Origin of the sequence: Mucilaginibacter sp., assembly GCF_036568825.1 — a bacterium.
In the GTDB taxonomy this organism is placed as follows: domain Bacteria; phylum Bacteroidota; class Bacteroidia; order Sphingobacteriales; family Sphingobacteriaceae; genus Mucilaginibacter.
The window spans coordinates 1-16816 of sequence record NZ_DATCRU010000004.1; the positions used below are offsets into that span (position 1 = coordinate 1).

Consider the following 16816-nt stretch of genomic DNA (forward strand, 5'->3'; position numbering starts at 1 on the left):
GCTTGGAATAACATAGGCTTCAATAAAGAATGTACGGATTATGGTTGCTGCCAACACCGCAAAAACTATGGCTTCTGTCCACTCGCGGGTTGCTGATTTTTTTAACTGCTTGTTGTATTTTTCTTTGAATTCAGGTGTTTGCGATGGACCGAGGTATTTAGTTGTCTTATCGTTGCCCCATTTGATCAGATAGATAAATGGTAATATCACCCCGGCAAACCAGTCGCGCAGCGAGAACTTACCGAATGATTTTAACAAGTCGATGGTAAGCCCAATAATTGCCAGCACATTGATGCCGGGGATCAGTATTAAAATGATCCACCACTTTGGCTTGCCTGTGAGTTCTATGATTACGTAAGCGTTATAAATCGGGACATAACCCTGCCAACCGGGACGGCCCGCTTTTTCAAACAACTTCGCAAAGCCAACAAATGGTAGTATAATGTATAATACAAGGAAAATGATAAGCTCTATAACACTCACGCTGGTAATTTTTAATGATTAAATATCAAAATTGAACATCTCCTGAACAGAGAAAAAGCCTTTTTTATTGTGAACCCACTCAGCTGCTAATACAGCTCCAAGGGCAAATCCATTGCGGTTATGTGCAGTATGCTTAAACTCGATGGTGTCTACCTCCGAGTCATAGATCACCGTATGGGTACCCGGTACGCTGTCAATACGGAATGATTCGATTAGCACCTGCTCATTTTTCAGGCTGTTGTCGTCGGCGTCATTGCCTTCGGCTGTTAATACGTTTACCCAATCTTTTTTGCGGTCAAGGTTATCGATTATTCCTTCGGCAATGGTAATGGCTGTTCCGCTTGGCGAGTCCAGTTTTTGGGTGTGATGTATTTCCTCTACCTGTACATCATAATAAGGATAGTTATTCATCAGCTTTGCGAGCTTCCTGTTGATGTGGAAGAAAATGTTTACACCAACGCTAAAGTTGGATGCATATAATAAAGTGCTTTCGCTTTCAACGCAATTTTGTTTTACCTGTGCCAGGTGCTCATACCAACCAGTGGTGCCCACAACTACCGGTACGCCAGCGTCAAAGCAATGCTGTATATTGCTTAAAACGGACGCTGGCATGGTAAACTCAATCACAACATCTGCCTTTTTCAGATTTTCAGTAGTAAGCTCCTGTTTGTTATCGTGGTCGATCTTTAAAACGATATTATGTTTACGGTCGGTAGCGATCTTCTCAATGATCTTACCCATTTTACCGTATCCTAATAATGCAATGTTCATTACTTGTGGTTATTGTTAACAGCAGGCGTAAATATATATTTTATTCTATGTAAGTCTTGGTTCGGATAGGATATTTAGCGACTTATTTAAGTGTAAAGGTAATTTTTACAGCCGGAATAAATGCGGTATTGTTGTTTAATGTATACGAAGGCTGTCCTATTGTTCCCGGGCTTATTTTAAAAGATAAATTGTTATCCATTGTGTAACTCCTGATAAACTTGGCATCGATGTAGGCATCAATCATCTGTATGCCCCAGCCGCCGAGAAAACCCAATATGCCCAGGTCACGGTCGCGCCGGTAACTATTGGTGTAAGTAACCACGTCATCATTCGATACATTAACGAGCAGGGAATTATTCTGGCTGGTACCAACTATACCCTTTTCGCGAAGCAGGGCCTCGGTCAAAAAGATCTTGTACCAGTGTTGATTATATACAACCACATCACCCAGCAAACCTAAGCCTCCATAGATAAGCGGCACTTTCCACCAGCGGTGATTATACAATTGTCCCCAGCCGGGTATCATCAGCGAACGCATTACCGCCTTATGCGGATCATGCAAGCTATCAGGGTGATAGATTTTTTCCTTGGTGATTTTAGGATAGTAGCGTTTTGAGGTTACCGAATCCTTCACCCGTTGCAGACTGTCTTTCTTGTTTTTCACAGCAACGGTATCCGGCTGTTGAGCTTTTGCAGCAACAGCCAATCCCAACAGTAACCAGAAAATGAACAAACATTTATACATGCTTACCAATCCAGCATTTCGAGGATGCGGTTAAGATCATCCTCGGATAAGAAAGGGATTTCGATACTGCCCTTTCCCTGGCTGTTTAATTTTAGTTTAACATTTGTGCTGAATTTTGATGCAAGGTCGTCCTGTATCTTTTGTACCTGGAATGACAATGGTTCAGGTTGTTTGCCTTCCTTTTTTACAGGCGCCTTTTGCATTTCGCGCACCATTTCTTCCACCTTGCGAACAGATAGCTCCTGCTGAATGATCAGCTGATGGATATACAATTGCTTTGCAGGGTCTGCAACAGATATCAGCGCCTTAGCATGACCCATGCTGATCTGGTTATCGCGGATAGATGCCTGGATAGTTGGCGGCAATTTTAGCAGACGCAGGTAATTGGTTACTGTCGAACGGTTTTTGCTAACGCGTTCGCCCAATTCCTCCTGCTTCAGGCTGCACTCGTCGATCATCCGCTGAAAGCTCAGGGCAACTTCTATCGCATTCAGGTTTTCGCGCTGAATGTTCTCAATCAGGGCCATTTCCAGCATCTGCTGGTCGTTGGCTGTGCGTACGTAAGCAGGGATTTGTGTCAATCCGGCTAATTTTGACGCACGCAAACGGCGCTCGCCTGATATCAGCTGAAATTTATGGGCATTTACCTTTCTTACAGTAATAGGCTGAATTAAGCCCTGTAATTTTATGGAATCAGCCAGTTCGGTTAAAGCATCCTGGTCAAAATCAGTACGTGGCTGAAATGGATTAACTTCTATCTCGGCTATCTTTATTTCGTTGACAGAGCCCATTGCATTTGCTTCGGTGCTTGTGCCAATCTCATTTTTATTCGGAAGTACGTTTACAGAATCATTCAACAGGGCGCTTAATCCCTTACCCAAAGCATTTCTCTTCTCTGCACTCATTTACTTATATAGTTTCTGTTGTGGCGATGGTTTCGCCTTTTAACATTCCGTTTTTTCGCACAATTTCGCGGGCCAGGTTAAGGTAATTGATGGCGCCTTTGCTGTTGGCGTCGTGCATAATAACCGACATTCCAAAGCTGGGCGCTTCGCTTAAACGCGTATTGCGCTGAATAATTGTTTCAAAAACCATGTCTTCGAAATGATTTTTTACTTCTTCGACCACCTGGTTTGAAAGGCGTAACCTTACATCATACATGGTCAGCAATATGCCTTCAATTTCCAGTGTTGTATTTAAGCGGGTTTGGACAATCTTTATCGTATTCAGGAGTTTGCCTAATCCTTCAAGGGCGAAGTACTCGCATTGTACCGGTACGATCACAGAATCTGCTGCGGTCAGCGCATTAATGGTGATGAGGCCCAATGATGGCGAGCAATCGATAATGATGAAATCATACTCACTGCGCACACTGTCCAGTACTGCTTTCATTTTGTATTCCCGGTCAACCAGGTTGATCATTTCTATCTCGGCGCCTACCAGGTCGATGTGGGCCGGCAGCAGGTCGAGATTTGGTGTTTCGGTTTTCTGAATAGCATCATGCGGATCGATATCATTTATGATACATTCATAAATGCTATTCTTGATGGTGCGCGGGTCAAAGCCTATACCTGATGTTGAATTTGCCTGCGGATCGGCATCAACCAGTAGTGTTTTGTATTCCAGAACTGCCAAACTTGCAGCCAGGTTAATGGAGGATGTAGTTTTTCCTACGCCGCCTTTTTGGTTGGCTAAAGCAATAATTTTACTCATTCGTATGTTCCAATTTTTTTACAGGTGCAGGTTGATACCAACGCGAAATGAAAGCAGAAATTTCTACCTTCGCAAAGGTAATTTACCGGGCTAAAGATACATATTTTAACTATACAGAAATCCACAGCTTATGGCAAATTACAAACAAAAGCAATTAGTGAGTTAGTGAATTAGCGAATGGTTTGAATCGTGATTAGTATGGTTCTGTAAGTTCTTATAATTTAAGCTCGTAGGCATATTAAATCACTCATTCACTAACTCACACATTCACTAATTAAACAATGATCACCGTTATATCATCTACCAATCGCCCCGGAAGTTCAACGCTTAAGGTTGCCCAATATTACCAACGGAAATTAAAGGAGAAAGGCGCGGATGCCGAATTGTTTTCATTGGCGCAATTGCCGCCAAATATTATCGAAACTGACCTTTATGGCAAGCGTAGTAAGGAATTTGAACCTATCCAGGACATAATCGCCAAAACGGATAAATTTCTGTTCATCATCCCTGAATACAATGGCAGTTTTCCGGGTGTGCTTAAAGTATTTATAGATGCCTGTTCTTTTCCTGAAAGCTTTTATGAAAAGAAGGCTGCTCTGGTAGGCGTGTCATCCGGCAGATACGGCAACATCCGCGGGGTTGACCATTTTACCGGCATTTGCAACTATATTCATCTGCATATAATGCCTTTAAAGATCCATATCCCTTCAGTCCACAAAGAACTGGATGCCGAAGGCAATTTCTTTAAAGAAGATACCCTGAAGTTTACCAACGAACAGATTGATAAGTTTGTTCGGTTTTAGTTGTAAAAGTTGAAGTGGTTGTAAAGGTTGCAGTGGTTAATTACCTCAATGATTTTGCAAAAAACATTTTCAACCTTTACAACTATTACAACTTCTACAACCAATACAACTACTTCCCATTAATCACCTTAGCCATGCCAAATGCGGCGGCTGCGGCAAGTGCACCGATGATCAGCACCTTAAATGCTCCGGATAATGGCGGTTGTCCGGTTACTTTGCTTTTGAAGAACCCAAATACAAACAGGCAAACAGAGGTAATAGCACAGGAGTAATACAAAGCCTGCTGTGAATCTTTTATAAAGAAGTAGGGTGATAAAGGGATGATACCCCCAACTATATAAGATAGCCCGATAGTGATAGCGCTTTTAGTGGCCCGGTTTGCTTCGGGTTTCTCGAGGCCGAGTTCATAACGCATCATAAAATCAACCCAGGCATCTTTGTCTTTGGCCATTTCGTTGGCTATTTCGTGTTGTAAATGTTCTGATATACCAAATCCGGCAAATACTTCACGGACCTCCATTTTTTCCTGTTCCGGCACCCTTTCTACTTCATCATATTCTCTTTTCAGTTCAGAGTTATAATGGTCTGATTCTGTTTTCCCCGCCAGGAAACCACCCAAACCCATGGCTATTGATCCGGCTACAATTTCTGCTATGCCCGCGGTGACTACGATGCCCGACGAAGTAATGGCCCCGCTCAACCCTGCGGCCAGGGCAAAGGGCACGGTTAAACCGTCAGACATGCCGATCACAATGTCTTTTATCGTATCGGAGCTTTTTAAATGATGTTCGTGATGCATAGGTTAAAAGTACAAGTATGATTATCGTTTTGAGTATCAAATTGTTATTTATGATTAGTCTGAATTAGCTTTTTTCATGAAAATGATTATTTTTATCCAATAAATTTTTACCGATTAATCAACCTTACCACTTTATTACATGAAATGTTTTTACAAAGTACTGCTCAGTACTGTTCTGCTACCAATCCTGTCTTACGCGCAAAGCAATTACAAACCCGGTTATGTTATAAATCTTAAAGGCGACACGCTAAAGGGATTTATCGATTATCGTGAGTGGGGTACAAACCCTGATGCAATCAGTTTTAAAACAACTGTTTCAGACCGCGACCCGCAAAAATTTACAACTGCTGATATAAGCACATTTAGTATTACAGGGCTTGAAAAATATCAAAGTTACACTGGCGCAATAAGCATGGATAATCCTGACAAGGATCACCTTTCTTCCCAGAGGGATACCAGTTCGCGTGTTGCCACTGTTTTTTTGAGGATATTGCAAAACGGCAAAAATATATCGGTATATTCTTATACTGACGCGCTTAAGCTACGGTTATTCTTTGGAGAAACTCCCGGTTTTAAACCTCAGGAATTGGTTTACAGGTTGTATTACAACACCGGAGGGCAAAGTGGAACAACAGTAACTGAAAATACTTATATGAAGCAATTATACGCTTTAGCCAATAAGTACGGCATTTTGAATAGCAGTTTGCAATGGGATATTGAACACATGGGATATAATGAAAATGATGTACTGAAAATAGCGGGCCGTATCAATAATTTATCAAAGGATGATTTAAAAAAAGCAGGCGGTGATAAAGGCCCGATATTTAATATTTTTGTAGGGGCAGGATTTAATTCCAATCAAATAACTACCAATCAGGCAAGCGCTTTTTATGCGGGTGGTGGGCGGTCTTATACATCGGCGGGTTTTGCAGCAAATGCTGGTTTAAACTTTTTTGTCAACCCGTCTACGCGGCAATTTCAATTCCGTATTGAGGCAGGGGTTGCTCAAAGCCAGTTCAAATCAATGTATCAACTGAAGGTTTCTCCATATGTGCCATTTGAGGCATCATTTAATGAATTGGCCTTAACTATTTCTCCGCAGCTATTGTATAATTTTTATAATGCCGAAAATTTGAAAATATATGGCAGCGTGGGATTGGCATTCAATTTCTTTACATTTTCTAATCCATACCTTGGCTCTCAAAGCAGGCCAAATTCTGCTGCCGACATAGAGGCTAATGAGCCCTATTTATTTAATTCAACCGATAATGGGTTTGTTTTTAAAGTAGGAGCGCAATTCAATAAACATTGGGGTATCTACGGGCAATACCTAACGGGCGCATCATTAACTAACCAGGGTTATTTTATGTTATCATCAACATGCGAACAGGTGGGGGTGAACTATTATTTCTGGTAAAAGCTAATTATTCAATTTATTAATATCTAATCTATAATCCGATCAATGAAATCGATCTATCTTTTTTTGTTTGTTAGTTTGTTATTCCCATCATTAAGTTATTCTCAAAGTAATTACAAAGCCGGGTATGTTGTAAATTCAAAAGGTGATACTACCAAAGGGTATATCAATTATAAAGAGTGGGATAATAGCCCTAAAACCGTTGCTTTTAAAAAAGAGATAAAACAATCTGAAGAGGAGAACTTTTCTGTTAACGATATTACAGCTTTTGGAGTAACGGGGCAATTATATTATCAGCGGTATATTGTGACTGCAAGCCAAGACCCTGTAGAAATAAACAATATGAACACATACCTTGATACAAGTTCCCGTGTTGATACAGTGTTTTTGAGACTGCTGAACAAAGGCCGTTACTTGACTTTGTACTCACTCAAGGACAATTTAAAATCCCGGTATTACATATTGGAGAGTGGGGAAAGCGAACCATATGAACTGCTTTATCATGCCTATTCTGACTTAAATAAGGATAACGTTATACAGCGTGTCAGGAGGTATCGTACACAACTGCAAAATATATTGCAAAAAAATAATATTAATAGTGACCATATCAGCGCTGAAATAGCACAAAGTGACTATTCTGAAAGCGATATGACCAGGGTTGCACAGGATATTAATGGTAAATCTTCTAATGAATTCACTACACCTAATTTATTTGGTATAAGGTTTTTTGCCGGAGCAGGGATAAACTACACGCAATCGAAATTTACAGGAAATATAGATTTTGCAAAATCGCCGGCAAGCAGCAGTACGTCACCGGCTATAAATGCAGGGGTCGATTTTCTGATAAATAAGAATATTCAAAAATTTTATTTACGGGCCGGGGTATCTTTTTCAATTAATGGACAATATAAGTTTGTAACTACAGATATTGGCAACACTTCGGGAACCTCGACTTTGAAGTTTAAGCAATATAATATGTCAATTGCGCCACAGGCAGTTTATAACATATATAATGAAGATAAATTGAAGATATTTATTGATGCCGGTATTGCGTTTAACCTTGCAAGCTACGGAGATTATAAAACCGTAACAGTGTATAATTCGTTCCCTTCTCTTGTTCTGGACAAATCCCCGGAGCTTTCAAAAGCTTATTGGTCATTTCCGTTAAAGGCCGGCATAGTATTGAATAAAAGGATAGAGATTTATGGAGGCTTTACTCCATCTGCGCCGATCTCAGAACTTGTTTATGTAAAAAATGCAGTTACCACCTACCAGGCGGGTGTAAACTACTTATTTAAATAGTTTAACGCAAAATTACCACCCAGCCGGATAATTTAGGTGTATTGTTTTTCAGATCGATAATATAATAATATGTTCCGGCTGGCAGTGGGGTGCCCCCACGCGTGCCATCCCAAGGTTTGGGGTAGCCAATACTTTGATATACTTTTTGCCCGTTACGGTCGAATACGGAAACAAGGCAGGATGGGTAGGTGATCAGGGCATCAATGTCCCACAGGTCATTGATGCCATCATTGTTTGGGGTAAAGGCATTGGGGATGGTGATCTTTTTATAAACACGCACAGAAACCGAACTGGCTGAGGTTCCGCAAGTTTGCGATATGACATTAAAAGTGTAGGTTATATCATCCTTCGGACTGGCGTTTGGCGTGATGGAATTCGGATTGTCCAGCCCGGTTGTTGGCGTCCAGTAATAATTGGTGATATTGTCGCCTGTAATCGAGCCATTCAATTGTACTGACTGGCCTTCAAAAAGTACTTTATCACCACCGGCTTTGGCTACGGGGTTTTGGTTTACAGTTACTGTGACCGACTTTGTACCATCATAACAACCGTCATTACTAACCCTAACCGCATAAGTTGTGGTCTGCGCAGGACTGGCTACCGGGTTGGCAATATCATCATGATCTAATCCGTCTGATGGCGTCCATTTATAATAAAGGCCGCCCGATGCTGAAAGGCGGGTTGATTCGCCGGCACATATCGTCGGACTATTACCTACAACAGCTACTACTTTGGGTACAACCTTCACCATAGTCTGTACAGGAGCGCTTGTACAACCACTAGCCGATGTCGCTACAACAGTGTAAGCCCCTGCATTTGCGGTGCTGATATTATTAATTACAAGAGGGTTTTGATTACTTGCAGCAATGCCTGGTCCTGTCCAGGTGTAGCTCGCTCCTCCGGTAGCTGTGAGTGTTAGCACATCGCTTTCGCAAACAGTTTGTATCGCAACTGTTTGTACAACCGGTAACGGATTTACCATAATAGTAAGCGGTTCGGAACTTACATTGCAGGTGGGCGATAATATGTTTTCACCTTCGCCTACAGCAAGCCTGTATTGATAAATGCCGGTTTGGGCACTGGTGATATTTAAATTGAATGTAGTGCTGGTTTGTCCGGAAATGCTTGTCCAACCGGCGTTGTCTTTGTTTACCTGCCATTGTAAGAACGGGTTATTATACCCGGCGCCCACGCTAGCTTGTAACGTATATCTGGCATTACCTCCTTCGCATATATTTTGAGGGGCAGTTGATGTCAGATCGCCAAAGCCGGTCTGTACAATTGGTCCGCAAGCCCTGAATGCAATATCGTCCAGTATCAGGTCATTGCCGTTGCCGCCGGGGGCATTGTTAGTCATTTTTACTACTACGTCGGTTACTCCTGCAGGAGTGACGAAGTAAGTGCCATATTTGTTCCATTGTGGCGAGGCTGTAAACGGTATATCACCGGTATTATAGGTTTTCAACACTTGGCCTGAACTCGTTTCAACGGAAAAGGTAATATTGGGTTTAATTACGGTTGGATCGCTTGCTGCAAGTGTGACCAGATTAAGAATATAGGCCGAAAACTCATAGGTGGTGTTGGGACACAGGCCATTAGCCGTTTGCGTAAAAAAGATGCTGGGCTGAAAGCTGGCATTAACAATCATCATATAACCGTTGGGATTGCCTGTATGATCGCTTGTAACATTGTGCCAGGTGTTATAACAATTGCTTACAAGACTATTGGCGATGGTATAAAAGCCATCTTCAGGGCATTTGTCGGTTGTGTAAGACATGTTAGTTATGCCACCCGACAAAGCTGCGCCGGGATTTGAGCCTGAGCCAAAAGTTTGATTAATGACGGGATCGCCCAGACTGCCTGAACAGGTTTGAGCGACAGAAGTTGTCGTAAACAACATTAGCAGAAAAAATAAAAACAGATTAGTGCTTTTTGGTCGCATTAATTGGCCGGCAAAATGCCCAACTTCAAAAATAATATTTTAACCGGTGTATTTCTGTGCTTGCCAAATTCTTTGTTACACAGGGACTTTTTGCCGGATAAAGGGTTACATTTGTTGTAGCCCCAGTTGATGCTTATGACGAAAATCTACCTTCCAATTTTACTTTTTGTTGCCGTTCCTTTTATTAGCCTTTCTCAAAGCAGGACAGATACATTAAAGAAGGATACTACCAGGCATTTAACCGAGCTCACAGTGAAAGGCTACCTGATTGAACAACCTGTTTTAAGCGTTCCAGCTTCAGTCGCTGTATTAAGTCCATCACAACTGAGTTTACAACCCGAAAATTCACTGGTATCAGCAATGAATACGGTGCCGGGAGTTCGTATGGAGGAACGCTCGCCGGGAAGTTACCGGTTGTCCATCAGGGGGAGTTTATTACGATCACCATTCGGCGTACGCGATGTGAAGATCTATTATGATGAAATACCTTTAACCGATGCCGGGGGCAATACCTACCTGAATGCCATTGATGTAAATAGTGTACAAGGCATTGAAATACTAAAAGGGCCTGATGGCAGTTTGTTTGGGGCCAACTCAGGTGGTGTGGTGCTGATCAGTCCGGTTAACCGTTATAATAACAGCAACTACTTATCTGCAGAATTAAATGGCGGCTCCTATGGGCTTTTTCATGAGAATACTGCTCTGCAAAACATCTCAGGTAATAATCAATTAAACATTAGCCAGGCTTATGAAACTTATGGCGGCTATCGTCAGCATAGTTACATGGACCGCAATTATATTCAGGCAGTAGATAAAGTGACTTTTTCTAAAGCTGATCAGCTTAAATTCCTTGGTTTTTATTCTGATCTGGGTTACGAAACGCCGGGCGGATTAACACTGGCTCAGTTCCAGGCTGATCCGCAGCAGGCGCGATTGCCGACTAAAACCATCCCCGGCTCTGTTCAACAGAAAGCAGCTATTTACCAGAAAATGTGGATAGGCGGACTGGCAAACGAGTGGCACATCAGCAATAGTATCAAAAACGTCACTTCTATCTTTGGCAGTTATGTTGATTTTAAAAATCCGTTCATCACCAACTACGAGCAGCGATATGAGGGAACTTATGGCCTGAGAAGCTATTTTGAATTAAGCGGAAAACCAGACTCAGTTATTAACTGGAAAGTGAACCTGGGCGTAGAATGGCAGCAAACCAACTCGGATATTAATAACTACGGGAATGCGGCAGGCGCAAGAGATACTGCCCAAACGCTCGACAAGATCAATACCAATCAGCATTTCTTTTTTGCACGGTACCTGGCGGATATAAACCGGAAACTGCATATAGAGGCTGCACTAAGCCTCAATTTCTATGATTACAATTTCAGAAATGTGTATCCAAATGATGAGACGGATTTTACCAATCGACATTTTACACCTCAATTGATGCCGCGTTTGGCTGCATCGTATCAGCTGACTAACAATTTTATCTGGAGGGCATCGATAAGTCGCGGTTATTCTACACCAACTACTGCCGAGATAAGGCCGACGGATAATATTATCAATACCAGTTTACAGGCTGAAGATGGATGGAATTATGAGACAGGTTTCCGCCTGCGTAATGCCGATGAAAGCATGTTCCTGGATGCTTCGGTGTTTTATTACCGGCTTAATAATGCCATTGTTCAGCAAGAGAATGCTGACGGTACGCAGTATTACATCAACGAAGGTGGCACCAATCAACCCGGACTGGAACTATATTTCAGTGATTGGATCATCCGTCAAAACAATGTGAATTTTATTCGCGGATTACAATTTAATGAGTCAGTCACGCTGGACCGGTTTTCATTCAGGGGTACAGGCAAGCAATTAACAGGTGTACCTAACCAGGTTTTTATTACCAACATGCAGGTGAAGTTTCCTGAGCGGATATATGTATTTGCCCAATACAATTATACGGCACGTATGCCTTTGAATGATGCGAATACAGCTTATGCCGGACACTACGATTTGGTAGAAGCAAAAGTAGGATGGGAACCACTGACTCATAACAAAACAAGACTGTCTATCTATGCTGGTATCGATAATCTGTTGAACGAGAAATACAGTTTGGGAGACGACCTGAACGCGGTAGGAAACCGTTATTACAACGCTGCAGCGCCAAGAAATTACTACGTGGGGATAAAGCTGACGCTTTAGTTGGTTGAGCACTAAAAGCTCCCAGTTGCAGCGGGAGCTTTTAGTGCTGCGGTGCTTTATTGTTTAGCTACCTCAGTAACGTTACTACACCTGCCTTTGTTGTTAAAAGCTCTAAATTTTATTACAGAATTTCCCATTGTAACACCATCGTTATAAACGGAGCTTTTTGCGTCGGGATCTTTGCCGTTTGTGGTATACCGGATAGTCATTCCGGGGAATTGCTCATTGGCTATTAATTTGTCGTTTTGCTGTATTACGCCCGGTTTGGGAATGCGATAACCATAACCACCATTCAAATGATCCAATCTCGGTAACTCGCGTTTGCCTAAAACATTCAGGAAGTTCGACCATGCCTGTGCATAAAGCTGCTGGCTTTTGGTGGTATCGTTGGTGGTGGCCCATTCAGGGTCCTGCGCCCATGCACGTTCAGCAAAACCTAGCAATCTTGGAAGCAGCATGTATTCTTCGCGCTCCTGGGTTTTTACAGTTTCGCCCCATAGTGCGCATTGCAGGCCTACGATATTACTTTTGCCATAGTCAGTCAGCCGTTGCTTGCCGATAAATATGTTTTTATTGATTGGCATTCCGTTCTTATCAGCTTTGGTGTTTTTGAAGTAGTCGTATGGAATAAAAGAGAATGGTTTATCGATATCCGAAAATGATCCCCAGTAGTAACCAGGCTCATCAAATGATTTGTAATTTGCCATGTCAAAATACAGGTTGGTAACACAAGACAATACGGTCTTGTAGCCAGAGTTGGCTAGCTTATAAGCAAGGTCTTCATTGCCATCACCAATCGAATTGTTCCATACATCTACCTGTAAATGCTCGGGCATAAAATCAGGATTAGGCACATAAACCGGGTTACCATCCAGTTTGGTTTTGCGTAAGGCCATTTCTTCCCAGCCTGCCAGGCTAAGTCCTTTTGCTTTCACCATCTGGTTTACTTTTCCATAAAAATAATACCACAGGTCGCCTGTGTTTTGTATCTCAGGGTGGCTAGCCTGCAGGGCCAGATAAGCAGGGGATTTTTCCCAAACATGAGCCGGAACTTCATCTCCACCAAAATGGATCACTTTTAATGGCGCACCGGCCTCTTTATACATCGCCACGATATCATTGATCACCGTACCAATAAAGTTATAAGTTGATGGCAGCGACACATCCATGATATTGTCGTTCCATAACTGGTTTGAGCTGTATTGTGATTGGTCGTTCAAGTCATACAACAAATACTTTTCTGCTTCCGCCTTTTGGCCTTTTGCCATCAGTTTGGCATAACGTGCATTCATTGCTTTAATAGCAGCGCGGGCATGACCTGGTGTTTCGATTTCAGTGATTACAGTGATATGCCGTTCGGTGGCATATTTTAATATCTCGATATAATCAGCTTTGGTGTAGAAACCACTTCCCGCCAATTTACCAGTTTCCGGCCCTGACCCATGGCATGCAGGTAAAAATTGTTTGCTATCCAAAGTATGCCCGCGTTGCGAACCTACTTCAGTTAATTCCGGCAACGAAGGTATTTCCAGTCTCCAGCCTTCATCTTCGGTTAAGTGAAAATGGAAAACATTGATCTTATAAAGTGCAAGCAGATCAAGCAATCGTTCAACCTGCTTTTTGGTCTGAAAATTACGGCCTACATCCAGCATAAATGCACGGTAACCAAAACGTGGGGCATCCTGAATCTCTACGCATTGTATTTTTATCTCGCTTTGCGGCTTGGCATAAGCTGAAGGAGAGATCAGCGATAATAAAGATTGTATGCCATAAAAAATTCCGGTCGGGGTAGAAGCGACGATGAAGATAGCTTTTGGTTTCACCTCCATGGCATAGCCCTCGGGGTTCATGCCTTCCTTGTAAACCAGTTTGATTGTATTCTCACTTGCAGCGCTGCCGCCCTGTAACATGGCCTGGAATTTGCCGGTCAGCAACTCTGCCTCTTTTTCAAAACGGCTGTCGTTTACGATCTGTACACCTGAGTTCAGCCTGAAAACGCCTTTTATTTCTGAATAGCTTGATGGAGTAGGGAATACCTTAGTCAATTGTTTTTCAGGAATATCGGTGATGCTTGCGTTCTGGTTGTAAATGATCTCTGGCGTGATCAAGCCCTTATAGGTTGGCTTGAAAGGAGTTACGTTAACTGCTCCGAAAGAGTAGCCTTTATCAGCCTGAGTATTCCAAACAATGTAAAAACCTTCGGGTGCATCGGTAAAGTTGACGATGTTATCGGTATCAATAAACTCAATCCGGACAGATGCGCCGGGTTTTAATTCGGTAAATGAGCTTAGCGGAGTAAAGCTGAACAGGTCGCCATTAATATGATCTACCTTAACATTTCCAGTTGGACTTGCAGGTAAAAAATCATGCGGCGAGTTAAAGTAGATTTTCCAGCCGTTCGCCGGGAAAGTATTTTTACCTGTGTTGGTAATGGTAATCGCATTGAGTGATTGCGCCTTGTTCTGATAATCATCCTGAACCGCCTCCCATTTTATCTGCAGGTCGCCTGCATTAAAAGGTGGAGAATCAATTTTTGAGGCGTTTGCCTTCGTGCCGACAATAAAGATCAGCATTGCAATAAGTAACTGACGCATAGTTTAGTATTAGGTTATATTGAACCGTAAATATAAACTTTTCTGCAAATTGTCTGAATCAGAATTATCAGAATTGACCAATTTACAGAATTCTGTTCATCCTAAAATTCTGTAAATCCTGATTCAGACAGAGAACTTTATCCAGCCATTACCCTCATATCCGAAGATAAACTGCTTGGGATGAATGATCTCCGCTAATATCTCTATAAAATCCACTATGCGCGGACCTGGGCGGTTAAAATATTGATTGCCGTCAGCGATGTAAAGGCAGTCGTTTTTTACGGCCTTCATTTCAGAAAAACCGGGTAATTGAAGCAGTAGGTTCACTTCTTTCATTGTGCGCTCAATCGAGAATCCGCAGGGCATAACTATAATTATATCCGGATTTTGCTGTTGAATATCTTCCCATTTTACATAAGGAGAATGCTTGCCATTTTCAGCCAGTATTGGTATCCCTCCGGCAATGTTTACTAATTCAGGAACCCAATTGCCCGATACCATCATCGGTTCCAGCCATTCGATGCAAGCTACGGTGGGCTTATTCTCCACAAACTTCAGCTTATGACGGACAATGTCTACTCTTTCCTGCAAATCTTCTATTAATTGTTCGCCCCTCCCGGAAACATCCAAAACAGCAGCCACTTCGCGGATATTATTAAAGATCGCATTCAGACTATCAGGTTGTAAGGAGATGATAGTCGACTGTTTATCCAAATAATCTTCCAGCGCTTCCTCCACTTCTTTCAGCGAAACAGCACATACCTCGCATTGCGCCTGGGTGATCACCACATCTGGTGCCAGTTGTTTAATCACTTCCCGTTTTACAGTATAAACCGAAAGAGCATCAGTAAGTAATTCTTTTACTTTGATATCGATAGCCGCGCTGCTTAAGTTATCCGGAATATTGGCCTCGGAGCATATCGGCAATCGTTTTACCGATGCCGGGAAATCGCATTCATGCGAACGACCAACCAAGTTTTCTTCCAACCCTAAGGCACAAACAATTTCGGTGGCAGCCGGCAGTAACGAGACGATCTTTTTGGACATTATTAATGTGCAGATGTGCGAATGTGCAAATGTAAAATTAATGTGCAGATGTGCAGATGAGTAAATGTGCAAATTTTAAAGTGATCATCAAAAATCATATGCATATTTACTCATCTGTACATCTGCATATCCCCCTACGTGCAAATTTGCACATCTGCACATTCGCATATTTGCACATCAAAAACGTAATTTAGTCCCCAATGATCTTCTTAACCTTTTTCATTGGCCTTATCGCCAACTTTATTGGGTATATACCACCGGGTAATATCAACCTGGCGCTGGTGCAGATCACCATTAACCGGGGCATGAAGCAAGCGCTGCAGTTTATCACCGCTTTTTCATGCGTCGAGTTCTTTTTTACTTATTTTATCATGAATGCGGCCGATTGGCTATCGACGCAGGTACACCTGGATACAGCTATCGACTGGGTGATGGTAGTGTTGTTTGGTACACTGGGAACCATTACCTGGATGCATCGTAAGAAACCACCCAAAGAGTCAAAAAGACCCGGTCGTGATAGTATCACTTATGGCATCCTGCTTGGTTTCCTGAATCCGATGCAGATACCTTTCTGGATGATCACAGGCACTTACTTAATCACGCACGAGTGGATAGAGACGGGGAAATTAGCACTTTGCATTTTTAGTGTTGGTTCCGCTGCAGGTGCATTTCTATGCCTGTTTATTTATGCGGAGTTTGCCAAATTTGTTAGAGACAAGCTTGATCTGAGCAACAGGAAGATCAATACGGGTATCGCTATACTATTCTTTTCATTTTCTGCTTATCATATCGTGAAGCAGTTGTATTTGCATGTATTCAGGCATTAGTTTGGTGGATTAGTTAAGTAGTTGATTATGTTGACCGATTAATTCGTTGGCCCGGATTTATAATCCGGGACTAAAAGCAAACGGATTTGCAATCCGCGGATGGAATAATGGGCTTAGGTTACGGGGATTACAAATCCCCGGTTATGCGAGTCCGGGATTATAAATCCGGACTAACAT

General features: G+C 42.3%; 14 protein-coding genes. 5 read left to right on the forward strand and 9 right to left on the reverse strand.

Annotation, left to right across the window (positions count from 1 at the left end):
• From VIM89_RS00695 to VIM89_RS00715, 5 genes are all read right to left on the reverse strand, one after another.
• A partial coding sequence (locus tag VIM89_RS00695; protein ID WP_488154191.1) for a DUF5684 domain-containing protein occupies window positions 1-483 on the reverse strand: 483 nt, incomplete at its 3' end.
• 18 nt (window positions 484-501) lie between these two features.
• Entirely contained in the window at window positions 502-1254 is a 753-nt protein-coding gene (dapB, locus tag VIM89_RS00700) for a 4-hydroxy-tetrahydrodipicolinate reductase (protein WP_488154192.1), read from the reverse strand.
• 82 nt (window positions 1255-1336) lie between these two features.
• Window positions 1337-1999, reverse strand: a complete 663-nt coding sequence (locus VIM89_RS00705; protein ID WP_488154193.1) for a DUF5683 domain-containing protein — start codon at window positions 1997-1999, stop codon at window positions 1337-1339.
• A 2-nt stretch (window positions 2000-2001) separates the two neighbouring features.
• Window positions 2002-2904: a ParB/RepB/Spo0J family partition protein gene (locus tag VIM89_RS00710; protein ID WP_488154194.1), complete on the reverse strand. Its 903-nt coding sequence runs from the start codon at window positions 2902-2904 to the stop codon at window positions 2002-2004.
• Between the two features lie 4 nt (window positions 2905-2908).
• Entirely contained in the window at window positions 2909-3712 is an 804-nt protein-coding gene (locus VIM89_RS00715; RefSeq protein ID WP_488154195.1) for a ParA family protein, read from the reverse strand.
• Between the two features lie 281 nt (window positions 3713-3993).
• On the opposite strand from VIM89_RS00715, the gene VIM89_RS00720 reads away from it, so the two are divergent.
• Window positions 3994-4515, forward strand: a complete 522-nt coding sequence (locus VIM89_RS00720; protein ID WP_488154196.1) for an NADPH-dependent FMN reductase — start codon at window positions 3994-3996, stop codon at window positions 4513-4515.
• A 109-nt stretch (window positions 4516-4624) separates the two neighbouring features.
• Here the strand turns inward: VIM89_RS00720 and VIM89_RS00725 are convergent, their stop codons facing one another.
• Window positions 4625-5314, reverse strand: coding sequence for a VIT1/CCC1 transporter family protein (locus VIM89_RS00725; protein ID WP_488154197.1), 690 nt, complete (start codon window positions 5312-5314; stop codon window positions 4625-4627).
• A 139-nt stretch (window positions 5315-5453) separates the two neighbouring features.
• On the opposite strand from VIM89_RS00725, the gene VIM89_RS00730 reads away from it, so the two are divergent.
• Both VIM89_RS00730 and VIM89_RS00735 read left to right on the forward strand, forming a co-directional pair.
• Window positions 5454-6731: a hypothetical protein gene (locus VIM89_RS00730; RefSeq protein ID WP_488154198.1), complete on the forward strand. Its 1278-nt coding sequence runs from the start codon at window positions 5454-5456 to the stop codon at window positions 6729-6731.
• Between the two features lie 45 nt (window positions 6732-6776).
• Window positions 6777-8033, forward strand: coding sequence for a hypothetical protein (locus VIM89_RS00735; protein ID WP_488154199.1), 1257 nt, complete (start codon window positions 6777-6779; stop codon window positions 8031-8033).
• Window position 8034: 1 nt separating this feature from the next.
• Here VIM89_RS00735 and VIM89_RS00740 read toward each other — a convergent pair whose 3' ends face one another.
• Complete coding sequence (locus tag VIM89_RS00740; RefSeq protein WP_488154200.1) at window positions 8035-9933, reverse strand: T9SS type B sorting domain-containing protein; 1899 nt, start codon at window positions 9931-9933, stop codon at window positions 8035-8037.
• Window positions 9934-10110: 177 nt separating this feature from the next.
• On the opposite strand from VIM89_RS00740, the gene VIM89_RS00745 reads away from it, so the two are divergent.
• Window positions 10111-12171 carry a TonB-dependent receptor gene (locus tag VIM89_RS00745; protein WP_488154201.1) on the forward strand — a complete coding sequence of 687 codons (2061 nt, stop codon included), beginning with the start codon at window positions 10111-10113 and terminating at the stop codon, window positions 12169-12171.
• Between the two features lie 56 nt (window positions 12172-12227).
• Here VIM89_RS00745 and VIM89_RS00750 read toward each other — a convergent pair whose 3' ends face one another.
• Together VIM89_RS00750 and VIM89_RS00755 are read right to left on the reverse strand one after the other, a co-directional pair.
• Entirely contained in the window at window positions 12228-14765 is a 2538-nt protein-coding gene (locus tag VIM89_RS00750; protein WP_488154202.1) for a family 20 glycosylhydrolase, read from the reverse strand.
• A 123-nt stretch (window positions 14766-14888) separates the two neighbouring features.
• Window positions 14889-15812 (reverse strand): cobalamin-binding protein, encoded by a 924-nt coding sequence (locus VIM89_RS00755; protein WP_488154203.1) that lies wholly within the window; start codon window positions 15810-15812, stop codon window positions 14889-14891.
• A 200-nt stretch (window positions 15813-16012) separates the two neighbouring features.
• On the opposite strand from VIM89_RS00755, the gene VIM89_RS00760 reads away from it, so the two are divergent.
• The gene (locus tag VIM89_RS00760) at window positions 16013-16639 is read left to right on the forward strand and encodes a LysE family translocator (protein ID WP_488154204.1); all 627 of its coding nucleotides are present in this window, start codon (window positions 16013-16015) and stop codon (window positions 16637-16639) included.
• The last annotated feature ends 177 nt before the right edge of the window (window positions 16640-16816 follow it).